Here is a 23,984-nt window from a genome sequence, read left to right on the forward strand (position 1 = left end):
TGCAAATGACCTATGCCCATTAGACCCATGGTCTCAGGTTTTCTTGTTATTTTTCTGTAAATTCAAAGAAAAAAAAAGAGCACCCATTACTTTTACACCGCTCAAAAAAATTTCCAATGACAAGAGGTGCTGTTTTGTTGTTTTCTTTTTTGTTATCTGTTAGTTTGCCCGCACAGAGGTCGCTGAAATCCATAAGTGCATCAGAGTGGATCAATGCCGGACCAATGTTAGGATACGTTCACATGAAGGAAGCTCACCTGTGGATACAGACCAAAAAACCAGCAGAAGTAGCTATCCACTACAGACCTCTGGGGAGCAATCAGAATTGGACAACGACTGAAGTCATAAAAACCGAATCCAAAACAGCCAATACAGCAAAGTTTGTACTTGACGAAGTATTACCAGGCAAAGTTTATGAATATAAGGTGTTTGTCAATGGTAGTCAGTTGAATTTTCCGAATTCTCTGACTTTTAAAACTCTTGTGGACTGGCGTTTTAGACAAGATCCTCCGGAATTCACCATATTGGCCGGAAGTTGTTCCTACTTTAATGAAGACATAGCCGATCGCCCCGGCAGGCCTTACGGGGGAGACTACCAAATATTCGAAAAAATGGCCGATATGAAGGCCGATGTAATGCTTTGGCTCGGTGACAATGTGTACATGCGTCCGATAGATTTTGGCAGCAGAAGGGGCTTTTTACATCGATATACTCACGATAGGTCGTATCCACAGCTTCAGCGTTTTTTGCAAACGGGAAGTCATATTGCCATCTGGGATGACCACGACTTCGGCCCAAATGATGCCAATGGCTCTTATGTGGGAAAAGTCTGGGCACATGAAGCTTTTCGATTGTTCTGGGCAAATCCGCCTCTGGTACAATTTGGGTGCGAAAATTCAATTGCAAGCGCCATGGAGTTTAATGATGTCCATATTTTTTTGTTGGACAACAGGTCATTTAGGACTGAAATAATGAACAATGGTCAGCATCAGATATTTGGAAGAGAACAGCTGGATTGGCTGATCAACAATCTGAAATATTCCAATGCCCCATTTAAGCTCGTATGTGCCGGAGGACAAATGGTTAGTGATGCCAAGGTATTTGAAAATTTTGCCAATTATGAGGAGGAAAGGGCTTATCTGTTCAGACGCATAGAAGAAGAAAACATCAAAGGAGTAATTTTTCTCACCGGCGATAGGCACCACAGCGAAGTATGTCTGATGACCAATCGAAAGGGTAACAAAATCTTTGATTTTACTACATCCCCCCTGACAAGTGGTGCTGTGACAAAAAAAGTAGAAGAAAACAGTTATAGGATAAACGGAAGTCTCATTCAGCAGAGAAATTTCCTTGCGCTACATTTTTCAGGAAAACAAGGGGAAAGGAAGTTGCAGGCTATCTTTTACAGTTCAGATGGAGATAAACTATTTGAATATACCATTCATCAGAAAGAATTATAAAAATTTAAAAAGTTATCTGTCGGTATTCATTTGGCCATCAAAAAACCTAGGGAACAGGCAAGAATTCCAAGGAGTACACTTACTCCGATGTAAGAAAAAGCACTATAAAATTCGCCGGAACGCATCATGAGCATAACTTCCTGAGAAAACGAAGAAAAGGTCGTAAAACCACCTAATATTCCAGTGGCCAGGAAGATTCGCCAACTATCGGAGACGATATCTCTCTGCCAGAAGGCCAACACGATGCCGATTAAAAAGCTGCCAAAAATATTTACAAATAAAGTGCTTACAGGATAACCTATCTTGTATAACTGCTGAACAAATACCGAAATCAGATATCGGGCAGTCCCGCCGATAAAACTTCCAATGCCAGCAATAATTGTGTATTTTACTATTTCCATCACTCTATATTTTTAGGATACCAGGATGAAGAGGAGTCAGTCGTTGTATCGGGTTCTTCGAAATGTATATTTTCTTTAGTTTTCTTTCTTCGCATCCGGAAGATGTCGGAAAACCAGGAGTCAAAATTAGTGCGGTAAGAAATTCCAACTCCCTGAGCATAGTCGCCTACCTGTTCAAGCCCGATTCTGTTTTGTAAAGACCGGTTAAAGGCTTTGGCCCTGACTTTTCCATCGGGTGTTATAAGATATTCGAGCTCCACATCTCCGGCAAAGTCATTTCTTCGCACATTACCAGGACTTTGCTGCGTGGAGATGTCAAAATTTGTATTTATTACAAATCGGTCGTTAAAAAGTGTGGTTGAAATACCAAGTTCAAGGTCTTGCTGTTGATTGATATTTCCTTGCCCCTGGAGATTGGTCTGGCTATATCCAAGCCGGATGTCCACACCTTTCAAGCGCTGGCCAATCAGGTTTGATATCTGATTTACAAAAGCATCGTATACCAGCGTAGAGCTGGTAGACGTATTGGCTACTGTAAAGTCGTCCATCATAAAACTGTTGAGCAGCAACAAAGAAAAAGCCTGTCGTGTAAGCCTGTCTCTGTCAGCCAGGGCATTGTTGATTTCGGTTTGAACCATAGGAGCTGCTCTTGGTACTTGTAAATCAAAGGAAATTTCCGGTTGAAACATAATCCCTGAAATTTTCAGCAGCAGATCTACCTGCGTTCGAGTGTTGGTAAATCTTTCATCTGTGAGGAGTCCCCTCAAGGTGGTACGAGTAGAATAACGGGTCGTGATATCGAGGTTGGCTGCCAGTGGATCCCCGGTAAAGGTAATGCTGCTTCCGGGCTCAATGATGAATTTTCTTGAGATAAGTCCTTGAAAATTAAAATTATATACACCTTTTGAGATCTGATAACTACCTACCAGATGAATGTTGCCGCTTGGGGGTACAGTCAGTGTAAGTTTTCCTGAACCATTGGCCCTCATCATGTCGTTGTACCTGTCATCGAGTATGAGCTGTGCCTCTGCATCTGGAGTGACCTCTATAGTAAATCTAAGTGTAAATCCACCAGTGTTAATAGTTGGCCTTTCATCCTTCTTTTCGGAGGTTGGCTCTACAAACTTGATAAAAGATTGTCTGCCTACTTCAGTGGGATTGTTGAGGGGCAGCGCAAAGAGAGTACCCTTTTCGGTGCGCACATTTACATCGATTATGGCCTCATCAACGGGGCCGGTGATTGCGATTTTTCCGGTTACATAGGCTGTCCCATAGTATAAATTGTCGGAAGAAGCAGTTGTGTTTAAAGCCAGAAATTTATTGGCATCAATCAGAAAATTTAATCTGAAATCAGAAAAATTATTGTGCAGAATTTCGCCATTTAATACAGCCTGGCTATTTGTTTTGGTATCCCGAATGATTAGCTCTGAAAAGTTTATTCTTCTATTGTTGATAGTGACAGTCGGTGCGCCTTCGATGTTGTAATCTGTACCCAACATAGGTATAGTAAGTCCAAGGTTGGGAAAGATTACTTTTCCGTCGATGTTGAGTTCACCCGTTCTACCTTTTAGGTGCAAATCACTATTGACAGTACCTCTCAGGTTTTGTACAAAATCACCGAGAATCGGACTTAGAGCATTTATCCGGAATCGGGTGGTTAATATCCTGAAATCATATTCGAAATCTCTTACAGAGGTAATGGTTCCTGAAGTTTCTAAAGTTCGAAGTTGTCCTCTTGTGATATAGCTGTTAACAGATATAATTTGCGATTCGGGATTCCAATCAGAAGTAAAGAATAAATCTCCAACGAAATTATTGTTTAAGATCAAAGAATCAACTTTAAAATCTGAAGCAAATTTTGGCTCTTTCAGAAGATTACTTAAAATTACTTCTCCTTGCATGATTCCGTCAAGCTTTGAATGGATAGGTCTGAGAAAAATATTGAAAAGATCAATTCTGAAATCATTAAAATTCACCCTCAACACTTCAAATGGACTTTCTGATATCATTCCGTTGGCCAATAGCGTTCTTTGCCCATTGATAATTTGAAAATTGTTTACTGATATCTTATTCTCTTCAAAGTCGAAATAATTATTGGGGTTTATGATAAAATATTCACTACCAATATTGAAATTGGAATTGTCAAAATGCAGTCGAAACTGATTCAATTTGTTTTTTACCAACCAGCCGTCTATATGCCCTATACTCGGCAGTGAATCTGTTTTATCCCAGAGTATTTCAAACGAATTTGAATCAAGGGTATTGACCACTGTCACTGTGACTGCCTCTAAATTGATTTCGTCATACCGGCTTTTTTTAAGTTGAATGATGGCAGTAGTAACGTAAGATTCGTCGTAACTGATTTGTGCAGTAAGCTTTCCTGTTTGGATTTTGTCGTATTTGACACCCGGGCTTTGCAGATTTAGCTGGATATTTGAGTGATTTCCATCGTATTTCAGGTGTATTCGTGTACCGGTCTCTATTTTTATGTAATCCAAATAAAAAAGACTGAACAAAGCGTCAAGATTTTTAAAAGTACCATCAATGGAGAAATTTACGTCCCTGTAGGATACTTTGTCCATAGGGATTTTCCACGTTCTTTTTCCAATCCAATCATCCAGATAATCCTGAAGTTTGGAAAGTGAATACGTTCCAGTTATGCTCATATCTGCCAGGTCTGAATGAAGCACTACATTGTATCTCTTCTCGTGGTATTTTGCTAAAATTTTAATTTCTTCAAAATGGTAGTATCCGATTGTATTTTCTGCATTCAGTTCATTGATGACTATATTTCCGACGGGATTGGCAGTTTGTCTGAAATCGATAACACCTCGTACGTTTAAACTCAAATGGGTGAGACTATCGGATGTCCAGAGAAGTTTTAATGGATTTGAGTGTATTAAATGGATAGCAAACTCAGTAAAATCAAGACTCGATTTGCCTTGGTTATTTATTTTAACCCGTGCATTGAGATAGGGATCGTTTACAAAAATATTGCCTGAATATCCCTCGGGCGAAAGGACAAATTCATTTATTTTAATATCCTGATACGTGTATTTTTCATATTTTATTCGATTGATATTTCCTTTTACAGTGAGTATTATATCTTCCGGATTAAAACTTCTTCCCCGAAGGTCAAAAGTTCCGGTTGTTTTTCCTAAAGATGGAACTTGCAGAATGTTTCCCATTTGTACATCTTCCAACTGAATGTAGGCTGAATATATTGGGGTATTTTGTAGTTCGCTCAGAGAAAATTGTAAATTTAACTTCTCCTGTTTGTTGACCAGGAAGTCAATTTTAGCTTCCATTTTTGTAAAATTGCCTATTATCTGTCCAGAAGCTGTAAATTCGGTTTCATTGTACAATATTTCCGGTAGCGAATCATTGAGAACTATTTGGTACAAATGAGCACTATGGATTAGATTGGATGTAAACTGATGTATTTGTAAATTGAGATACAAATCGGATGGATTTTCGATCAGATTTCTGAGGAAAAAGTCTCCGGAGAGTGTAGTTATATTACCTACATCCAATTGGTTTAGATTCAGCTGAAAATCGTTCAAACTTCCGTAGAATTTTCCTGCTAACCTGAAATCATCAATCATTGGGAATATGGGTAACAAAGACCTTATTTCTCCTACACTGACTGTTGAGGGTTTGAAATCAACTTCCAACAGTATTGAATCAGCAAACTGATTGAAAGCTTCCGGTGAATTGTACAGCAATCTGGCTGTAACGTTTAGATTGCTTTCAGATGTTTTGGCTTTTAAACCGAAAACCGATAAATGGTCGTCGGCATAAGTCAGGTCAGATTCCAGAAATTCGATGTTGAAAAATCCATCATCGGTTCCGTAGGCTTTTGTGAGTTTGGCATGGATACTATCTTCGGAAAGGATAAAGTTTCTGAACCTCAAATGAGCATTGTACACATCAAAAGCAGGTAACTTCGGATTATTGACATCAATGCGTTTGAAGCGGAATTTGTCGAAGTGAATGTCGTTGATACGGAGACGAAATGTGCCTGGAGTGCTATCTTGCTGAGAAGTTTGGAGTTTGTCCAAAAAATGCATAAATCCGTTAATGCTGTCGCCTGGGTGGGTGAGCAGATAGAAGTGGGTGCTGTCAAAATACGCTTTGCTAAGGACAATATTTTGAAAATCATTCCCAAAGGAGGTAAAGCTAAGGCGGAGTTTGTTGATATAAATCACCGTGTCGCCATAATCGTCATAGAGCACCGCATTTTTTAGTCCTACCTGGTTAGGAAATATCAATTGCACTTTTTCTAATCGGATATCTATGTTCTTATTCTTTCTCAGCCACACTATGGCCTGTTGTGCCAGGTAGGATTGCACGATGGGATTGGCAAGAAGCAATGCCATTGATATGCCTGATATGATTATACCTTTGGCAAGAACTGAGGTAATTTTGAAAATTCGTACTAAAAGTTTTTTCTTAATTCGCAACTTTTAAAGAATATAATGAGCGAAAATATTATCATTCTAGGCATCGAAACATCTTGTGACGACACCTCGGCTGCTGTATTAAGCGGTCGCAAAGTTCTTACCAATATTGTTTCTTCACAAAAAATTCACGCACAATGGGGTGGAGTAGTCCCGGAGCTTGCTTCCAGAGCTCATCATCTCAGCATATTACCTGTGGTCGAAACGGCCCTCAAAGAGGCCGGAGTTTCAAAAAAACAGTTGACTGCTATCGCTTATACACGTGGACCCGGGTTAATGGGCTCCTTATTGGTTGGTTCCAGTTTTGCACGGGCGATGGGCAGTGCGCTCAATATTCCAACCATACCGGTACATCATATGGAAGCTCACATTCTGGCTCATTTTATAGAAGATGAGATTCAAACGCCACCCGAATTTCCATTTCTTTGTCTCACTGTATCCGGGGGTCATACCCAGCTGGTTTTGGTAAGTGATTTTACCGCTATGGAAGTACTAGGTCAAACTACTGATGACGCTGCCGGTGAGGCATTTGACAAGATTGCTAAATTACTGGGACTTCCTTATCCAGGCGGACCGATGATTGACCGACTGGCAAAAAGCGGCAATCCGTCTGCGTTTCAATTTGCCAGACCTGTGGTTGCCGGGTATGATTATAGCTTTTCCGGGTTGAAAACATCTGTACTGTATACACTTGAGAAGTATATCGCCAAAGATCCTGATTTCATACAAAAAAACCTGAATGACATAGCCGCGTCAGTTCAGCAGGCCATCATTGATACCTTACTAAAAAAACTCCTTCAGGCGTTAAAAGACACCAATATCAAACGCCTGGCTGTAGCAGGCGGTGTATCGGCCAATTCCGCGCTCAGGAAATCACTGATAGAGCTGGCTGACAAAATGAAGATCAAACTGTATCTTCCTAATCCGGCATACTGTACGGATAATGGTGCGATGATTGCCATCACGGGATATTATTATTTCACAAAAAAAATTTCGAGAACGGATGGGCATATGTCGCCTGTAGCTCGTTGGATGGTAGGAAAATAATTTAATCTTTAATTGATTATCGAAAAAATCTTTTTTTCCTACTTTCGCGGGCTAAAATTCAATGCCCGTAAGCAATGAAGTATAAGCTGTCGCATTTTAATTACAAACTTCCAAAAGAACTTATCGCCATTCGCCCATTGCCTCATAGAGACGACAGCCGTCTGATGGTAGTGCACAAAGACAGCGGTAAAATCGAGCACAAAACCTTCAAAGATGTTCTTGATTACTTCGAAGAGAAAGACCTTTTCGTATTCAATAATTCAAAAGTATTTAAAGCCAGACTTTACGGTTATAAGGAAAAAACGGGAGCGCGCATCGAGGTGTTTCTTCTACGAGAATTAAATGCTGAAACCCGTCTTTGGGATGTGCTGGTAGATCCAGCAAGAAAAATCCGTATCGGCAACAAAATTTATTTCGGAGAAGACGAATCGATGGTAGCTGAAGTTATCGATAATACAACAAGCCGTGGACGTTCCATTCGCTTCATTTTCGATGGCACATACGAAGAATTCCGAAAAAAACTAGTTGAACTGGGTCATATGCCCATTCCCAAATATTTGCAGCGCGAGGCCGACAAAGAAGACGAAGAACGCTACCAGACTATCTATGCCAAAGTTGAGGGAGCAGTAGCAGCTCCTGTTAGTGGTTTGCACTTTAGCAAGCAGATCCTGAAAAAAATGGAAATTAAAGGAATTGAGTCCACTGAAATAACCATGCATGTTGGTCTGGGTACTTTTAAGCCGGTAGAGGTTGAAGATCTCAGCAAGCATAAAATGGATAGCGAACAGGTCTGGATTTATCCGGAATCTGCAAGAAAGATAAACCAGGCCCTGGATGAAAACCGCAAAGTAGTGAGTGTAGGAACCACAACCCTTCGAGCCCTTGAAAGCTCACTTACCACCGAAAACCGAATCATCCCATTTGAAGGTTGGATCAGCAAGTTTATATATCCACCCTATAAATTCAGATTACCTCTGAAACTTATTACCAATTTTCATGCTCCAATGTCCACCATTCTGATGCTCAAAAGTGCTTATATGGGATATGAGCTGATGATGGAGGCATACAATGAGGCCATCAAGGAAAAATACAGATTTTTGAGCTATGGAGATGCCATGCTGATTTTGTAAAATGAAATTCAGAAGACCCTTTACTGAGCTGAAAGAGGGAATTGACTACTACAAAACTTCAGAAGGCTATATCGTTTACACCGCAAAATATCACCTCGACAGAGGATATTGTTGCCAAAGCGGTTGCAGACATTGCCCTTATGGTTTCAATAAATTGACCGGAAAATTTGATAGGCCCGGGAAAAGGTCAGAAGATCATCTATCCTGAACTATTCTATTTAAGGCTAAAAGTGGAGTTGGGGCTAAGCCATAAAAGTATTTGAGAGCATACTTCTGACCTAAATGTTCAAAACATTTTTCCAGTCAAGTAGTTTCTGGTCAGTGATACCTCTTGATGGAGTGGGCAAGAAGGCAAATGCAATGCTTGCGCTTTGGCATGTGCTTTTGACTTGATGTATCCGATGTCGAATAGCTGGAATCTTTTCAAAGGATTTTCTGGTAAATGCTACCAGCTTCAAGGTGGGGTGATTGAGAATGGCTTTTTCTACAGGAAACCATTCCAACACTTTATCATCAAGATATTGGTCAGAAAAATTACATTCACAACCGGTTTCTACATTAACCGATAGTATAAGATCCGCTAATCCGATATGATGAATGCTGAGAAAATTCTGCTTTTCGGCCGGCGAAGCCTTTTTAAGATTGGGGTAATCGTATACAGCTGGTAAAATTCTCCAGAAGTGATTCTGAGGTCTACTGTAATAAAAATGTGCCGCATTGCACGGCACATCAGGATTAAATGTTCCTATGATGAGGATTTTGATTCCGGGTGGAATAAAAGGATTGAATCGATGGTATACTTTAACGGACACGTTAGCTGATGGAGTTTCTCACTCTTTGTGTATATGCCCTGAGTGCCTCGTTTTCAGTCATTCCATTGGCAATCTGCTCTTTGATCCAGATAGCTGCTAGCACATGGGTGAGTTGTTCGCCTTCATCCTCACCTTCAATCTGAATTTGCGTTTGTTTTTCATCGTACAAGTCTTTTTCAGCTTGTATCAGCTGGTCGAGGTCGAAGGAAAGCAATTTTTTTATTGCGGGTATTTTCATGATTCGCTGAGTTTTGTAAGTAGTTTTCTCAGATATTCTTCTTTGCCCGATGCTCCGCCTTCTAGCAATTTACCATCTTTAAAAACAGCCAGATAGGGCAAATTATCGACTCCGGCTGCATGCCTTGCTTCTGGATTTTCTTCAGCATTTACATCGAGGAAGAGTATTTCTTGGTACAATTCTTCTTCACTTATCCTGCGATATTTTGGGGCAAACATCTTGCAGGCACCACACCAATCAGCATAATATTTGACGACTACTTTTGAATTTTTCTGAATCAGGTCGCTGAAATTTGAATCATTAGCTACAACTACTGCCATTTTTTGATTTTTTGGCAAAAGTAAAGCGTTAGAAAGTTAGTTTTTTTCAATAGAATCAATAATGTGATTGTTTATCGCTATGTTTTAAACAGCCGGATTTGCTTCGTCTCAGGAAATCAGCTCCGGATTGGTTGTAACAGTTTATCTGAACAACGTCACCGTTCCTTTTCTTTGTCCGCGGTAGTGATAGAAGATATACGGATAGACACCTTGTGGGACATCTTTACCCTGAAAGGTACCATCCCAGAATTCATTGAAGGGGTCATCTGTTTCAAATACAAGCTGTCCCCATCGGTTGTAGATTTCAAGCCGGGCTCTTTCGAGACATTCAGCACCTGCCAGGAAGAAAACATCGTTTAATCCATCGCCATTGGGGGTAAACGTATTTGGGATGTAAAAGAAATCTCCGTAGTAATCGACTGTTACGGGTATTTCAAATTTGTATTCTCTGTTGCAAAGCGAATCAATTATTGTCAGTCGAATGGTATAATTACCGGATTCTGTATAATTAAAAACCGGGAAACGCCCAATCCGTATATTTCCGTTGCCAAAATCCCAGATGTATTGAAAGTGAGGTTCCGTATTGATGATCACAAACTCAAAGGAGCCTTCAGGACATTTGGGCTTTACGGAGGTAATTTCCGGTTCAGCTATAGTAGTATCGCTGAATTGTGCTGAGAAAAATACTGTATCACGCTGGTCACATACAGTATCAATCAGGACAAAAAAGCCCGTATATGAACCTTGTGACGGGTACTTGTGAGTGAGTTGACTAAGTCCAGTGTATGTAGTACCATCGCCCATATCCCAAAAAAACTGGTTGCCGTTGGTAGACCTGTTTTCGACTGTGATTTTATACTCGCTGTCGCATTCTCTAAAGAAGGTAGAGATTTCTGCCTTTGGAGGTGGAAACTCCGGTATGTATACAGACAATTCTGTTGTGTCAAAAAGATTGCACAATGTGTCTTGTGCAATTAATTTTATTGTAAAGGTGTCAGGGCCTACAAAAACTATGGATGGATTGGCCTGTGTAGAGGTTTGACCATTTCCAAAATCCCAGAAAAACAGTTGAGCATTGACGCTATTGTTGCTAAAGACTACCATGTAATTGTTGCAAACGGAGTCAATCTTGAGAGTGAGTTCTACTTCGGCCTCTGCCCGAACAAAGTTGTCAAAATCGATTTTGACTGCTCCAAGGTTGCAATTGGGTCCTCCCCTTGTGGGGCTAAATACTCCCGGAGTTGTGGGGAAGGTACCGTTCTGACAACCTGCGCAAATGGCCTGATAAATGATACCTTCCGGAGAAAAGCGACTTGTGCCGCCATCGACGTGTTCGTTGGAGCTTCCCCCAAAAAAAGTGGCATATTTCAGTGACGCTCCATCGGCTCCCAGGACCATAAAGTAAAAGTCGCTTCCGTCGGTTGTACTTTGAAACGCATCGGAGGTCACGGGTAGTCCGTTGGTAGTTCCGTTGGCTATTGGATTAGCAGGAGGACTATTGACGGCTCCTCCCCATCCGCTCAGCATAATATTAAAACATTCATCCACATTAAAAGCAGCCGGAGAGATGTTAATTACTCCCGGCGCACTGCCAAATGTGGTCAACCACTGTATGGTGGTCAGGTCTTGATTCATTTTAAAGACGATTTGACTTCTGCCGGATTGACCGTATTTGTCAGGGGTTTTGACAAAAGTTCCGAGTGTTTGCCCCATGGCATATACTTCTCCGTTGCGGTTGTGGTCGATAAAATACAGTTGGTCATATGCACTGGAGCCAAAATAGGTGCCCCTCTGAAAAGCACCGTTAAGTGCTGAGAAGCGTGCTATGTAACCTTCGATGCCTCCAGCTAGGGTGTTTTGGAAGGCACCATTGTGGGTAGGCAAATTGGTACTTGTGGTACCTCCACAAAGGTAAACGAATTGATTGAACACCTTGACGGAGTACCCTGCATCCTGCGCTGTACCTCCGTAGAAGGTACCCCATGAGATTTGATTGAGATTGGGGGTGAATTTTACCAGAATAGCATCTTGCTGGCCGGAGTAGTTAAATGCCTGTCCTGGAAATGAAAGGTTTGTGCTGTTGGTCGAAGAGGCGATGTAGATGTTGTTGACTGAGTCGACTATCACTTCACCTCTTGCGTAGTCTCCGTAATTCCGGACTAGGGGTGCATTGTGGCCATCATTGCCATTGCCACCCAAATATGTGGAAGCCAAGAGTGCAGAGCCTGTTGCATTAAATCGCGTGATGTAAATATCACTTCCGTTTTGATAGGAATAGTTACCAATCTGAAAGTTGGCACCTCCGCCAAAGTTTGTTTGTACAGCATTTGGAGTGACAGGAAAATTGCCTGAACCGGTGATGCCATATACAATCAGTTCATTGTTGCTGTTTACTACCATGCTATGAGGCTGTTCGCTGCCATTTCCACCCAAATAGGTCGAATAAATCAGCTGTGTGCCAGTGGGATTGAATTTTGATATGGCGACGTCTGTGGTGTTGAAGGGCCCGGAAGAACCCCCAAAATTTTCCTGAAAGGCTCCTTGTGTGGTGGGATATCCGTTTCCAAACGCAATTCCGCCGGCATAAAAATTTCCGTCAAGATCATATGTAGCGGTAAATCCCCAGTTGTCGGTAGTCGAGCCGGAAAATGTAGAAAATACTATTGTAGGATCGATTACTAGTTCATAGTTTGGATTATACTTTCCGATTTTGTAAGTAATTTCGTTGTCATTAAGTTGATAATGACAATTGACTCGTACCAATTGGCCGTGGATGATTTGGTAGCAAAACGGGGGACTTTCCCGTACTGGACCTGCATTGGTAATGATGATTAGATTGCCCTCCGAATCTATGCGCATTCCGTCGGTATGCAAGTATTTGATCTTGACCTGCGATGGGTCACTGCCTGGTTTGACTCTAAATTCATATTTGAAATCTCCATCATTGTCAAAGAATTTTAAGTCAATGCCCGGATATAGGTTTTCATACGTAACCCCACTGTAAACCTGCACATTTGATTTCCATCTTTTCGGATCGTTTCCCAAAAAATAGTTGTGATAAAATTCTTTTTTTCCGATTCCCAGTTTTTTTGAATTCGGATTGGAGTTGACAAATACCATTTGATAGGCATGAGCTCTGATTTGTCCGGGGACATATCCTGTCAGAGAGGCCCCGAAAGTTCGCGGAACATCTTCCCTGTGCTGAGGACCGTGAAAATTAGCCAGATCCCATGGGTGTGCCAGCAGAATTTTTATCAGCCCATTTTCAAAATAGATCTGCCCGTTGCTGAGCTTGACTGTGTATTCAAAAGGTTGTGGCCATTGCCCTGCATTGTGAACAAATTGTGCGTTCTGTGATTTCAGCGCAAAACCAATCAGCATCAGAGCACATATTGTTAACAATCGTGGTACCACAATTTCCGAATTTATTACAAACTTACAGTATAACAGTTTCTACGTCAAAAGTGCTTAAAAATTTTGCCAGACGTCCTTTTATAGAGCTATTTTTTTTGCTAAAATCCATAAATTCTTGTTTTTGTAAGTTTTTGTAGCTACCAACAGTGTTATATCACTTTCATTAAACTTGTGTTTTTTTCTGATTTCACTGGCATTTTGCGGAAAAATGCCAGTTACGATCATCGCTTCTTTCACAGAGATATCTTTGAGCCGTGTTGTGCTGGTTATTGTTTCGAAAACTCTCCATCCTTTCAGCGGATAAGCTTGTTCTGCGGTGTAAATCTTAGCGAGTGGATGAAAAGCGCGCAAATGGTGTACACCGGCAAGGTGTGTATCGGCATGAATCTTACACAAGGCGGGATGCGGTATATAAACATATTTTTCAGGCGAATCTACGAGTGGTACTTCCGCCTTTTGGGTCGTTGTACCGGAAAACATCAGTTCAGGTTCTTCGCTGCATAACCAGATTTCGATGTACTTCTGTTGGGTTTGTGGTTGATACAAAAGGACCAATTCTTTGAGTTCTTGTTCGACACCGAGTACCAGGACTTTTGAATTGGAGTCCAATTCTTTCCATATGTATTGAATATCGGCCATTGGGCTCAACTTTAGCATTAGATCCAATTGTAAATCTCTGCACTGCTTGAGTATCGCCTTTGGTTCCGGTTGGTAGTGGTGGAATAGAAATACTTTGTTTCCGGCTGTGTCTCTGCGAGCCGGATCTGCGTATACCAGGGCTCTCGTATAGCTTTTGCCGTTTTTTTCAAGCCATGTCAGTGCTTCTTCATTGTGACATTCTACATTAGGCAGATATTTACCGAAATTGTACTCTGCAAAGCGGAAAATATCGCTGTTTTTTTCTACGTATATCACTTTTTTCCCTGCGTTGGCAAATGCCCAGCTATCCATACCCAACCCACCGGTTAGGTCAATTACCGTGTGGTACTTCACGGCCAATGACGACTTGAGCTTTGCTGTAAAAGGATGGGATGACTGCTGCAGGGAAATACCGTGAGGAAAAATCCAACCTTTGTAACGCTCAATCAGAGGCTTAATCTTTCCTCGATATTTCTGTCTGATGTACAATTGGTTGAGGGCTTCATAGAAGAGCGGATTTTGCTGAAATTTCAGGCGACACTTTTCAAATCCAGTCTGATGAAGTTCTTTTAAGATAAAATCGAAGTTTCCTTGCTCAAGGCCTGATGACAGTTCATCATAAAGAGTAGTTAAAGACATATTGAAGGATGTTGCATCCCATTTTTAGTGCTTTTTGGCGAACTTCTTCAGGATTGTTGTGTACTTCCTGGTCTTCCCAACCATTTCCCAGGTCTGTTTCATAGGTGTAGAGCAAAACGATTCTTCCGTTGTGAAAAATGGCGAAAGCCTGAGCGGGTTTGCCATCGTGTTCGTGAATTTTCGGAATGTTTTTAAAAGGAAATTTTTGGGTGAAAATCGGATGAAAATCCGGTAGCAATTCTAGTTTTTTTTCGGGAAATAATTTTTGAATTTCCCTCCTGACATAGGGGTCCATTCCGTAGTTATCGTCAATGTGTAGAAATCCTCCGTTCAACAGGTATTTTCTAAGATTTTTTACGTCGTTTTCGGTGAAAAAAATATTGCCATGACCTGTAGCATGAAGAAAGGGGTAGTTGAACAAGTCGGCCGACGAAGGTTCTACCACATCAGGTTCGGGGTGAATACGGGCGGGCAGGTGTTCGTTGCAGAATTTTATCAGATTTGGTAAGGAGGTAGGGTTGGCATACCAATCGCCCCCACCGGCGTATTTTAAGACGGCTATTTTAAGTGCCTGAGCAGCAGCGCCAAAGTGAACCAATGCCGATAGTACCAAAATCAAAGCAGTTTTCATATGCTACTGGATCTTCCCATCCCGTAAAAATATGATCTCATCTGAGGATCTGGCTAAGTTTTCATTGTGAGTTACAATCAGAAAAGTTATTCCCAATTCTGAGTTGAGGTCTTTAAAAATTTGGATAATGTGTTCTGTGTTTTTGGTGTCAAGATTGCCCGTTGGTTCATCGGCCATTACGATTTTTGGATGATTGATAAGTGCCCTTGCTATGGCAACCCGCTGCTGTTCGCCTCCGCTAAGTTGAGCGGGTTTGTGTTTTAATCTGTGAGATAGCCCGGTTTTCTCTAGCCAGTAAATGGCTTTTTGTTCTGCTTCTTTTTTTCCGAGGCCGGAAATCATGGCCGGAATGGCGACATTTTCAACTGCTGTAAACTCAGGCAGCAGATGATGAAACTGAAAAACAAAGCCGATTTCTTTGTTTTTCAGGGCTGCAAGTTTTTTTTCTGATAGGGAAGCATAGGCTACATCTTCAAAAAATACGTCTCCTGTATCGGCTTTTTCCAGTGCTCCCAGGATGCTGAGAAGTGTACTTTTCCCAGCACCGGATGGGCCTACAATGGACACGATTCTGCTTTTAGGAATGGATACGGAAATGTCGTTAAGGACTTTGACCGTTCCGTATGTTTTTGAAATGTTTTTGGCTCTGATCAAAGAGGTCAATTTTTTCTGAGTTTATTTCGCTGATAGACGGCTAAAAAAATCCCAAAGGTCATCATGATGATACCAGCCCATAACAAATTAATGGCCGGGAAGATGATGGCTTTCATAATGATAAAATCCGGTCCATCGTCGAGTTTTTTCCACGTGGTGAAAACAAGTTTGTTTTTTTCCTGGTCGATGTCCTTGAACCGTATTTTGATGCCAGCATCTTCAGATTCGGCATCAAGGTGATTGACCACTCCGTGTTCGTCAATAAAATACTTGGGCCTTAATTCATATCGATTGCCCACTGCTGAAATCAGACGAACTACTGCTTCGACTGAAACGGTTTTTATTTCACCGGTTTTCAGGTCGCGGGTCGTATTGCCTAAAATGCTATCCAGTACCATAAAATATCTGTCAACGATGAATGTATCGCCTTTGCTTATCATAAATTCCATTTCGTCTCCATACCCATCGGGTGAATTTCTGTTTTGTACGTCTGAAGCATAGGAGAGAAAAGTATATATGTCGTTATGTAAATAGTGCTTGGTTCCTGGTTCTGCTACCAAACCCATTCGGTCATTGATTTGAATGTGGGGAACCACGCTAAATGCGGGCCTGAGTTGTTCTCCATCAGGTTGAAGAAAGTCAATTTTGTAATACCTTCTGTAATTTTCCTGCCATACATCGGTCCAAACCAGATAATACGGGTTCATGCTGATGGTATCTCCCTTTTCTAACAAAACATTTTCACTTGCCGGAATATTTTCCGCAATGTAGGTGCGGTTTTTTGAAATGATTTTTTGGTTGGCCTGGCTGATCACTGTTCCCAGCATCATGAGCCCGAAGCCTGCATGTGCTACCGATGGACCTGATACAGTCCATTTACCTCTAGCGAGTCTAAGCCAGTAATCCAGGTTGGCAAAGAATGCCCATGCCGATGTAAATGTGAAGAGAGTATGCAGGGGATGTTTCCACATATCGAAGAAGGAGGCAAAAAATACTGTCACTACAAGGCTAATAGCGGCAGAGGTTGTTATGCTTTTCCAAAATCGCCCTGCCTTTTTTTGCCGGTAACCAAAAAACTGACCTACTGCCATCAGCAGTGTGATGATTATGGCAAAGGGCAGTTGGAACGAGTTGTAATGCTGGATGGCATCCACTGGAGGGGCCATGTTTTCACTCAGTAACTTAACCAGACCTTCGGGTCCAATCAGCTTATTCAGTACAGGAATGGAAGTGCTGAATATGATTTGGAAACCAGAAACGAGCAATATTAAGGCACCCACAAACATCCAGAACTCTCTGCTGTAGAAAGTCTCGTCTTCCGATTTGTCAGGGATCTCCTTATATCTAAGACCAAAAAATACAAAAGGGATGATGAGGAAAAACAGGAGAAGCGCCAGAAGCTGCCCGTTGAGCCCTAGATCTACAAAGGAGTGAACGGAAGCATCGCCCAATACTCCGCTTCTGGTGAGAAACGTGGAATAAAGTATAAAAAAATACGTCAGAAATATCATCCAATAGCTGGTGCGCAGTGCAGTGCCTTTTGTCCGGGCTATCATCATCAAATGTGCAGCGGCTGCCAATGTAAGCCAGGGAACCAAAGAAGCATTTTCGACTGGATCCCAAGCCCAGAAACCACCAAAACTCAAAGATTCATAAGCCCAGGCTCCACCCATAAGGATACCGGCACCTAAAATTCCCAAAGAAAAATAAGTCCATGGCAAAGCTGGCATTAACCATTCTTTGTATTCACGACTGATCAGGGATCCAAAAGCAAACGCAAATGGAATAACTGTAGAGGCAAATCCCAGAAATAGGGTAGGGGGGTGAATCGTCATCCACCAGTTTTGAAGTAAAGGGTTTAAACCCCGTCCGTCCATAAATCCGGGAAGTTTTTGCAGGTAATCTTCCATTTGTGTCCAGGGAAGCCCAATGTTTTCCGGCAATTCTCTGATCAAGACAAAGGGGGAACTTCCGATTTTTACCCCAAAGGGATAAACTCCCAGAATCATGGACACCAAAAAAGACTGAACCAAGAGCGATATGAGCAATACCGGTGTTTCAAACTTGTGATTGGTCAAAGTAAATACCAGTAAAAGTACCACATGCCAAAACATCCAGAGAATAAAACTACCCTCCTGACCTTCCCAGAATGCTGAGAATATGTAGCGGTTTTCGAGACTTCTACTCGTGTGCTTCCAGGCATAGTCGTATTCAAAATAATGGCCTGAAAGCATAACAAGCATCAATGCCACTACTGATATAATGGAAAATGCATGGATGTAAAACATCCACCTGCCTGTTTGCTGGTAATACTCTGATTTTTTCTGTATATGCAAATAATAAAACAGTGCAGATAACAAAGCACTTACAAGCGCAAGAGAAGTAAATAGTCTTCCGGCTTCTCCAATCCACGTAGCTTCCCCGATGTACTTCATAACAGCCGAATTATTCTTCCAATTTATTTTGTTCGTTGTATTTTGATGGACATTTTAGCAAGATATCGTCTGCGATAAAAGCGGTATCCGTTGCAAAACCTTTCATAGTGATATCTTCACTGCGCTCAAAGTCAGTAGGTTTTGGCTTAAAATAAAGGACTTTTCTAGATTCGCCTTCCTTGTCAATGGCGTAGAAGGAAAATACACCTGCTCTGGCATCAAAGTCCATTGGTTTGTCCCGGTTGAGCTGACCTATTACCGTATACACTTTGCCGGGGTTCTTCTCAGCTTTTTCAAATGTGACATATGTACTTGAATCACTAATCGTAGCTACTACTGCACCGATTGCAACGGCGATAAAAATCAGCAGCAGTATGTTAGATTTTTTCATCTTTTGATTGCTAAAAATATTGGCTATTTTTTTTCAAGTTTACTTATTCGTTTATCTAAATATACAAGGTATGAAATTAACCCGCCCAATACCAGAAGACAAACGATAACCACTACATAAATTTTGCCTTCAGCACGCAGTGTATCGGCCATTTCCACTTCCATAGCCTGAGCACTTGCCGATAGAGCAATGAGCCAGAAAAATACAAAAGTTAAAAGTCTGCAGTTCATTTTTTAATACTAATTGTTTTACGGGCTGATGGTTCAAATTGACTGACCGATTTAAAATTCATTTTGTCCTCTAATCGGTATAGCCTGATTTTTAAATCAAGAATCCAAACAGCGATAAGCGTCCATCCGATTACAGCTGGATAGAATACCATTCGCATTCGATTGTCCAGATCGTAGGAACTAAATGCGGGATTTCCACCGTTTCCGGGATGTAAACTATCAGTAAGGCGTGGCAATATTTGGATGAAGACAATCATGATAACAAAGGCAAATACATTGTAAACGGCTGAAATTCTGGCTTTTTTGTCCTTGTCATCTACAGAACCTCTCAGGACAAAGTACGCCAAATAAGCTAATAAACTGACAGCTGCTCCGTTGAGTTTTGGATCGTTTACCCAGAAAGCCCCCCATGTAAATCTTGCCCAAATCATTCCGGTTAATATCCCAATTACAGCTAATAATATACCAACCTGAGCCGATGATTGGGCAATCAGGTCGTTTTTCAAATCGAAATTGCAGAGATATTTAATGCTGTAGATAAGGCTTACCGCAAGTAAAATCAACATAGCCATCCACATCGTTACATGGAAATAGAGATTTCGAATGGTCTCATTTAAAATCGGCAGCCGTGGAACATCGCCCAAAAACCCAATCACTATGGTGTAAAACACCAAAACAACCCCAAGGATTTTCCACCAATATTTTCTGACTGCCATAATTTTTTTTGCAAATATACTATTGTGTAAAAGGCTTAAATTTTCCAGAATATTGATTGATAAGAGCGTTCGATGATTTATAGATTATTTAAAAGAAAGCGTTTACCGAACCTCACCCCCCGACCAGAAGGAGGTCTTATTGTCAGCGGACTTATAATTGCTTTAGGGTTGATGCAATTCTGTAAACTGTTGAAGTAATTTTGCCCTCATGTTTTCAAAAGAGTCATCTCACTACCTCAGAAGAGGTGTTTCAGCCAGCAAAGACGATGTTCATTCCGCGATTAAAAACCTGGATAAAGGTCTTTTTCCAAAGGCCTTTTGTAAAATAGTACCCGATTATTTGTCAGGTGACGAGGAATTTTGTCTCGCTATGCATGCCGATGGTGCCGGTACTAAATCCTCCCTTGCCTTCGCATATTGGCGCGAAACCGGTAACGTAAATGTATGGAAAGGAATAGCCTGGGATGCTCTGGTGATGAATATTGACGATTTGCTATGTATAGGGGCTACCGGTCCATTTTTAGTCAGCAGTACCATTGGCCGAAATAAGCGGTTAATTCCAGGTGAGATCATCAGCCGCATTATCAAAGGTAATGAAGAATTCTGTCAGATGATGAGCCAGTTCGGAATCGAGGTGCATCTCACAGGCGGAGAAACTGCCGATGTAGGTGACTTGGTCCGAACCATCATTGTAGACTCCACCGTGATTACCAGGTTGAAAAAAAGCCAGGTAATCGATAATGGTAACATTAAACCCGGACTTTCCATCGTGGGCCTATCCTCCTTTGGCCAATCAACCTATGAAGAAAATTACAACTCCGGAATTGGCAGCAACGGACTTACAGCTGCTCGCCACGATCTTTTTCACAGTTATCTGAAAGATATATATCCTCAGACGTATGACCCAGATCTTGAACCAAATCTCATATACACCGGACCTTATCGTTTGACCGATAAATTGGAAGGCACACCACTTGATTTTGGGAGTGCAGTCCTGAGCCCCACACGGACTTATGCGCCGGTGATAAAAGCCGTACTAGAGGCATGTAAATCTCACATTTATGGTATGGTCCACTGCAGCGGAGGCGGACAAACCAAAATTCTGAATTTTATCGAAAACGCACATGTGATCAAAGACAACCTCTTTGATACACCTCCCCTTTTCAAGGCTATTCAAAAAGTTGCTGGACTTTCCTGGAGGGAGATGTACACCATTTACAATATGGGGCATCGAATGGAAATCTACTGCGACCCTCAGGTGGCTGATCTGATTGTTAAAATCTCAGAAGAATTCAATATCGAAGCCAAAATAATCGGACGGGTAGAGCCCTCAGCAAATGGTAAAAAATTAACGTTAATTACCCCAACAGAAACCTTACAGTATCGCTAAAAGAATCTATGGACTCATTAGTTGAAAAATTAAATGCACTGGAGTTGAAATTCCAGGATATTGCGGACCAAATCGTCCAACCTCATATCATTGCAGACCAGAAAAGATACATTCAACTCAACAGAGAATACAGAGAGCTCGAGGCAATAGTAGAGAAGGGCAGACAGTACAAACGGCTTTTCGAATCGATACAAGAAGCCAAAGAAATTTTAAAAAATGAAAAGGACAGTGAACTGAAGGAAATGGCAATGATGGAAATCGAAGAAGGTGAACCGAAACTCGAGCAACTCAGAGAAGAAATCAGATTGCTGCTGCTGCCTAAAGATCCAGAAGACTCCAGAGGATGCACTGTGGAGATCAGAGCTGGCACCGGAGGTGATGAAGCAGCTATTTTTGCCGGTGACCTCTTTCGAATGTACTCCAAATATTGTGAAAAAAGAGGATGGAAAATAGAAGTACTCGACTACAACGAAGGTACCGCCGGAGGCTATAAGGAAATTATCTTCAAAGTAAACGGAGAGGGAGCCTACGGAGTATTGAAATACGAATCAGGTGTGCACAGGGTTCAACGGGTACCCCAGACCGAGACACAAGGCAGGGTGCATACATCAGCTGCCACTGTAGCCGTATTGCCAGAGGCCGATGAAATTTCATTTGAGCTCAATCCGGCCGATATCGAAATGCAAACAGCCAGGTCCGGAGGTGCGGGTGGACAAAACGTCAATAAAGTTGAAACCAAAGTGATGCTCACACATAAACCCACAGGTATAGTGGTCACCTGTCAAGTCGAGCGTTCACAACATGCAAACAGAGAGCGGGCACTCCAGATGCTCAGAGACAAACTCTTTGAAATCGAGTATACGAAAAGAATGGAAGAAGTAGCTTCCAAACGAAAAACAATGGTCAGCACCGGTGACAGGTCAGCAAAGATCAGAACCTATAACTATCCTCAAAGCAGAGTCACCGACCACAGAATCGGTTTGACGGTCTACAATTTGGACGAAGTAATGAATGGAGAACTCTTTAGGTTCTCTCAAGAACTGGAGCTAGCGGAAAATGCCGAACGGCTTAAAGAAAGCGCAGAGATCTGATGTTTACAAAAAACAGCCTCGACCAACTCATCTTAAGCAAGCGAACAGTCCTGTGTGTCGGATTGGATACAGACCCCATGAAAATACCGCCTTGCATTACCGGAACATTGCAACAAAGAGTGTTGGAGTTTAACCAAAAAATCATCCATGCCACAGCGCCTCGCTGTGTAGCTTTTAAAATTAATACAGCTTTTTATGAAGCAATGGGTCATGAAGGTTGGTATATACTCATGAAAACCGCCCTCTACATCAAAGAGCAATATCCATCTGCTTTTCTAATCGCAGATGCCAAAAGAGCAGATATAGGCAACACCAGTGAAAAGTACGCACGGGCATTTTTGGAGGAAATGCCTTTTGATGCCATCACAGCATCCCCCTACATGGGTATTGACTCAATACAACCATTCTTTAAAGAAGGGAAATACATCATTTTGCTGGCTCTTACGTCCAATAAAGGTGCTATGGATTTTCAGTTGCAGCCTATGGCTGATGGCAGGCCATTGTATCAACATGTCCTGCAAAAATTTTCAGACCATTACGATGAGGACAAACTCATGTTTGTGGCTGGAGCTACTCATGGAGAAATTTTAAAAGTAATTCGCTCCATGGTCCCCGAACATTACTTATTGGTACCTGGTGTAGGTGCTCAGGGCGGAGACCTAAGCCTTACACTGCAGGCCGGCATCAATTCCGCCGGGGCCGGATTGTTGATCAACTCAAGCAGGGAAATACTCTATGCATCCAATGCCGAAAATTTCTGGGAAGCGGCAGCCATAGTTTCAGAAAAATATGGCATTTGAATGGTATATGTAGCTACACTTAATTGAAATACGCTGAAAATCCATTAAGTATATACGTGGAGAGAAATCCTCATCACCAATCTGTTAAATATGTGTAAGTACAATAGTTAAAATAGTTACATGTATTACAGCATGCCTTATGAATTTCACTTATGTATCCGGGTCATCAGCAGTACGTGTTAAAAACAATTTGGACGAGACGTTGGAATATTGAATTTGATATGTATTTTTGCGTTCGTTAATTGGTATTCGAATGATCACATACACGCTCGGTTGGTTTTTATTTCTTTTTGTGTTTCTCATGGGATTTAGCATGCTGATTTTCCTTTCCCTTTTTATTGGTTATTGGCTCACCCTCATCACCATTGAGCAAATCAATCCGAAGCTAGCGCACAAAATCATAGGCCACAAAGAGTAATTATTCGCCACATATTTACTTGTCTGAAAAGAGGCTGTATGCCTCTTTTTGTATTTTTAACCGCTTCAAAGTGCTTTCCGGCTAAAAAAGAACAACCCATGAAGAAAAAATTCAGCATTTCAAAAACTTTTCAGCTGAATAAAGACGCCGGAGACGCAGAGCGGGTCCTCTACCAGCTGCTGCATGAGATGGGATACCGCGTAGTGACTGCCTATCACTGGGAATTATCAGGCCCGTTGGTATTGGGTATTTATAGAGTCAAATGGATTCCAAAACGCTACCTCGATGTAGAAATAATAGCTCACAAAAAGGATATTTCAGAAGTAACGCTTCATCTTTCCTATTACCTCAAACAAAAAAAATACAAGGATAAAATAGCTGCCATTTTTGAAAAAGAACTGAATACTATTTCCGAGATTCTAAAGTCCGATAAAAAACGATTCGAACAGTTGGAAGATTTGGAGATAAAAAGTCTCAAAGAAGAATCAGGAATCTTTAGAGATGTAGTACTGTCTGCAGCAATAGTAATAGCTTTTTTCGGGTTTTATCTATTGTCTAAATTTTTTCAAAAAGATTATATAGTTTGGCTATTTATGGTGATTATTTTGGTACAGATTTTTATAGTCTTCTGGTTCAGAAATCAAGATAGCAGATAAGGCAGATTTCCA

The 23,984-nt window shown here is 41.4% G+C and carries 22 protein-coding genes; 9 read left to right on the top strand and 13 right to left on the bottom strand.

The window, feature by feature from the left end; genetic code table 11:
- Positions 1 to 116 precede the first annotated feature (116 nt).
- A complete protein-coding gene (locus DES35_RS03470) occupies positions 117 to 1,460 on the top strand; it encodes an alkaline phosphatase D family protein (protein ID WP_114365787.1) in 1,344 nt (447 codons plus the stop codon).
- A 26-nt stretch (positions 1,461 to 1,486) separates the two neighbouring features.
- Here DES35_RS03470 and crcB read toward each other — a convergent pair whose 3' ends face one another.
- Complete coding sequence (crcB, locus tag DES35_RS03475; RefSeq protein ID WP_114365788.1) at positions 1,487 to 1,861, bottom strand: fluoride efflux transporter CrcB; 375 nt, start codon at positions 1,859 to 1,861, stop codon at positions 1,487 to 1,489.
- Complete coding sequence (locus tag DES35_RS03480) at positions 1,861 to 6,324, bottom strand: translocation/assembly module TamB domain-containing protein (RefSeq protein WP_114365789.1); 4,464 nt, start codon at positions 6,322 to 6,324, stop codon at positions 1,861 to 1,863. Before DES35_RS03480 ends, crcB begins: the two co-directional genes overlap by 1 nt.
- Positions 6,325 to 6,336: 12 nt before the next feature.
- Between DES35_RS03480 and tsaD the strand changes: the two genes are divergently transcribed.
- The 3 genes from tsaD (at position 6,337) to DES35_RS03495 (ending at position 8,706) form a co-directional block, all read left to right on the top strand.
- Positions 6,337 to 7,368, top strand: coding sequence for a tRNA (adenosine(37)-N6)-threonylcarbamoyltransferase complex transferase subunit TsaD (gene tsaD / locus DES35_RS03485; protein WP_114365790.1), 1,032 nt, complete (start codon positions 6,337 to 6,339; stop codon positions 7,366 to 7,368).
- Positions 7,369 to 7,442: 74 nt separating this feature from the next.
- Complete coding sequence (gene queA / locus DES35_RS03490) at positions 7,443 to 8,498, top strand: tRNA preQ1(34) S-adenosylmethionine ribosyltransferase-isomerase QueA (RefSeq protein ID WP_037356149.1); 1,056 nt, start codon at positions 7,443 to 7,445, stop codon at positions 8,496 to 8,498.
- Between the two features lies 1 nt (position 8,499).
- Entirely contained in the window at positions 8,500 to 8,706 is a 207-nt protein-coding gene (locus DES35_RS03495; RefSeq protein ID WP_037356152.1) for a DUF5522 domain-containing protein, read from the top strand.
- A 70-nt stretch (positions 8,707 to 8,776) separates the two neighbouring features.
- Here DES35_RS03495 and DES35_RS03500 read toward each other — a convergent pair whose 3' ends face one another.
- The 11 genes from DES35_RS03500 to ccsA (DES35_RS03550) all read right to left on the bottom strand — a co-directional run bounded on the left by DES35_RS03500 (position 8,777) and on the right by ccsA (DES35_RS03550) (position 19,617).
- Positions 8,777 to 9,310: a uracil-DNA glycosylase family protein gene (locus DES35_RS03500; RefSeq protein WP_051889127.1), complete on the bottom strand. Its 534-nt coding sequence runs from the start codon at positions 9,308 to 9,310 to the stop codon at positions 8,777 to 8,779.
- Between the two features lies 1 nt (position 9,311).
- On the bottom strand, positions 9,312 to 9,548 hold the full coding sequence (locus DES35_RS03505; protein ID WP_037356154.1) for a DUF6952 family protein: 237 nt from the start codon (positions 9,546 to 9,548) through the stop codon (positions 9,312 to 9,314).
- The gene (locus tag DES35_RS03510) at positions 9,545 to 9,868 is read right to left on the bottom strand and encodes a thioredoxin family protein (RefSeq protein ID WP_037356157.1); all 324 of its coding nucleotides are present in this window, start codon (positions 9,866 to 9,868) and stop codon (positions 9,545 to 9,547) included. Before DES35_RS03510 ends, DES35_RS03505 begins: the two co-directional genes overlap by 4 nt.
- Positions 9,869 to 10,009: 141 nt before the next feature.
- Positions 10,010 to 13,249 (bottom strand): gliding motility-associated C-terminal domain-containing protein, encoded by a 3,240-nt coding sequence (locus DES35_RS03515; protein WP_114365791.1) that lies wholly within the window; start codon positions 13,247 to 13,249, stop codon positions 10,010 to 10,012.
- Positions 13,250 to 13,360: 111 nt separating this feature from the next.
- Positions 13,361 to 14,560, bottom strand: coding sequence for a class I SAM-dependent methyltransferase (locus tag DES35_RS03520; RefSeq protein WP_114365792.1), 1,200 nt, complete (start codon positions 14,558 to 14,560; stop codon positions 13,361 to 13,363).
- Positions 14,538 to 15,191 carry a DUF4159 domain-containing protein gene (locus tag DES35_RS03525; RefSeq protein WP_037356163.1) on the bottom strand — a complete coding sequence of 218 codons (654 nt, stop codon included), beginning with the start codon at positions 15,189 to 15,191 and terminating at the stop codon, positions 14,538 to 14,540. Before DES35_RS03525 ends, DES35_RS03520 begins: the two co-directional genes overlap by 23 nt.
- 3 nt (positions 15,192 to 15,194) lie before the next feature.
- Positions 15,195 to 15,845 (bottom strand): ABC transporter ATP-binding protein, encoded by a 651-nt coding sequence (locus DES35_RS03530; protein WP_037357004.1) that lies wholly within the window; start codon positions 15,843 to 15,845, stop codon positions 15,195 to 15,197.
- A gap of 5 nt (positions 15,846 to 15,850) precedes the next feature.
- Complete coding sequence (ccsA, locus tag DES35_RS03535) at positions 15,851 to 18,280, bottom strand: cytochrome c biogenesis protein CcsA (protein WP_037356166.1); 2,430 nt, start codon at positions 18,278 to 18,280, stop codon at positions 15,851 to 15,853.
- A gap of 10 nt (positions 18,281 to 18,290) precedes the next feature.
- Positions 18,291 to 18,671 carry a cytochrome c maturation protein CcmE domain-containing protein gene (locus DES35_RS03540; protein WP_037356169.1) on the bottom strand — a complete coding sequence of 127 codons (381 nt, stop codon included), beginning with the start codon at positions 18,669 to 18,671 and terminating at the stop codon, positions 18,291 to 18,293.
- Between the two features lie 23 nt (positions 18,672 to 18,694).
- On the bottom strand, positions 18,695 to 18,901 hold the full coding sequence (locus DES35_RS03545) for a CcmD family protein (protein ID WP_037356172.1): 207 nt from the start codon (positions 18,899 to 18,901) through the stop codon (positions 18,695 to 18,697).
- On the bottom strand, positions 18,898 to 19,617 hold the full coding sequence (gene ccsA / locus DES35_RS03550) for a cytochrome c biogenesis protein CcsA (RefSeq protein WP_051889129.1): 720 nt from the start codon (positions 19,615 to 19,617) through the stop codon (positions 18,898 to 18,900). Before ccsA (DES35_RS03550) ends, DES35_RS03545 begins: the two co-directional genes overlap by 4 nt.
- Positions 19,618 to 19,825: 208 nt before the next feature.
- Here ccsA (DES35_RS03550) and DES35_RS03555 point away from each other — a divergent pair, with 208 nt between their 5' ends.
- From DES35_RS03555 to DES35_RS03570, 5 genes are all read left to right on the top strand, one after another.
- Positions 19,826 to 21,007: an AIR synthase related protein gene (locus DES35_RS03555; RefSeq protein WP_114365793.1), complete on the top strand. Its 1,182-nt coding sequence runs from the start codon at positions 19,826 to 19,828 to the stop codon at positions 21,005 to 21,007.
- Positions 21,008 to 21,015: 8 nt separating this feature from the next.
- Positions 21,016 to 22,098 carry a peptide chain release factor 1 gene (gene prfA / locus DES35_RS03560; RefSeq protein WP_114365794.1) on the top strand — a complete coding sequence of 361 codons (1,083 nt, stop codon included), beginning with the start codon at positions 21,016 to 21,018 and terminating at the stop codon, positions 22,096 to 22,098.
- The gene (gene pyrF / locus DES35_RS03565) at positions 22,098 to 22,898 is read left to right on the top strand and encodes an orotidine-5'-phosphate decarboxylase (protein ID WP_037356181.1); all 801 of its coding nucleotides are present in this window, start codon (positions 22,098 to 22,100) and stop codon (positions 22,896 to 22,898) included. The genes prfA and pyrF overlap by 1 nt, the downstream gene beginning before the upstream one ends.
- A 253-nt stretch (positions 22,899 to 23,151) precedes the next feature.
- Positions 23,152 to 23,316 (top strand): hypothetical protein, encoded by a 165-nt coding sequence (locus DES35_RS11495; RefSeq protein WP_160171941.1) that lies wholly within the window; start codon positions 23,152 to 23,154, stop codon positions 23,314 to 23,316.
- A 98-nt stretch (positions 23,317 to 23,414) separates the two neighbouring features.
- Entirely contained in the window at positions 23,415 to 23,972 is a 558-nt protein-coding gene (locus tag DES35_RS03570) for a hypothetical protein (RefSeq protein ID WP_125039351.1), read from the top strand.
- Positions 23,973 to 23,984 lie beyond the last annotated feature (12 nt).

Origin of the sequence: Schleiferia thermophila, from assembly GCF_003337435.1 — a bacterium.
In the GTDB taxonomy this organism is placed as follows: Bacteria; Bacteroidota; Bacteroidia; order Flavobacteriales; family Schleiferiaceae; genus Schleiferia; species Schleiferia thermophila.

Bases quoted from the DNA above. Each gene is read 5' to 3' on its own strand.
- DES35_RS03470 (WP_114365787.1), top strand. From the start codon at position 117: ATGACAAGAGGTGCTGTTTTGTTGTTTTCTTTTTTGTTATCTGTTAGT.
- crcB (WP_114365788.1), bottom strand. From the start codon at position 1,861: ATGGAAATAGTAAAATACACAATTATTGCTGGCATTGGAAGTTTTATC.
- queA (WP_037356149.1), top strand. From the start codon at position 7,443: ATGAAGTATAAGCTGTCGCATTTTAATTACAAACTTCCAAAAGAACTT.
- DES35_RS03495 (WP_037356152.1), top strand. From the start codon at position 8,500: ATGAAATTCAGAAGACCCTTTACTGAGCTGAAAGAGGGAATTGACTAC.
- DES35_RS03505 (WP_037356154.1), bottom strand. From the start codon at position 9,548: ATGAAAATACCCGCAATAAAAAAATTGCTTTCCTTCGACCTCGACCAG.
- DES35_RS03510 (WP_037356157.1), bottom strand. From the start codon at position 9,868: ATGGCAGTAGTTGTAGCTAATGATTCAAATTTCAGCGACCTGATTCAG.
- DES35_RS03515 (WP_114365791.1), bottom strand. From the start codon at position 13,249: ATGCTGATTGGTTTTGCGCTGAAATCACAGAACGCACAATTTGTTCAC.
- DES35_RS03520 (WP_114365792.1), bottom strand. From the start codon at position 14,560: ATGTCTTTAACTACTCTTTATGATGAACTGTCATCAGGCCTTGAGCAA.
- DES35_RS03525 (WP_037356163.1), bottom strand. From the start codon at position 15,191: ATGAAAACTGCTTTGATTTTGGTACTATCGGCATTGGTTCACTTTGGC.
- ccsA (WP_037356166.1), bottom strand. From the start codon at position 18,280: ATGAAGTACATCGGGGAAGCTACGTGGATTGGAGAAGCCGGAAGACTA.
- DES35_RS03540 (WP_037356169.1), bottom strand. From the start codon at position 18,671: ATGAAAAAATCTAACATACTGCTGCTGATTTTTATCGCCGTTGCAATC.
- DES35_RS03545 (WP_037356172.1), bottom strand. From the start codon at position 18,901: ATGAACTGCAGACTTTTAACTTTTGTATTTTTCTGGCTCATTGCTCTA.
- ccsA (WP_051889129.1), bottom strand. From the start codon at position 19,617: ATGGCAGTCAGAAAATATTGGTGGAAAATCCTTGGGGTTGTTTTGGTG.
- DES35_RS03555 (WP_114365793.1), top strand. From the start codon at position 19,826: ATGTTTTCAAAAGAGTCATCTCACTACCTCAGAAGAGGTGTTTCAGCC.
- prfA (WP_114365794.1), top strand. From the start codon at position 21,016: ATGGACTCATTAGTTGAAAAATTAAATGCACTGGAGTTGAAATTCCAG.
- pyrF (WP_037356181.1), top strand. From the start codon at position 22,098: ATGTTTACAAAAAACAGCCTCGACCAACTCATCTTAAGCAAGCGAACA.
- DES35_RS11495 (WP_160171941.1), top strand. From the start codon at position 23,152: ATGATCACATACACGCTCGGTTGGTTTTTATTTCTTTTTGTGTTTCTC.
- DES35_RS03570 (WP_125039351.1), top strand. From the start codon at position 23,415: ATGAAGAAAAAATTCAGCATTTCAAAAACTTTTCAGCTGAATAAAGAC.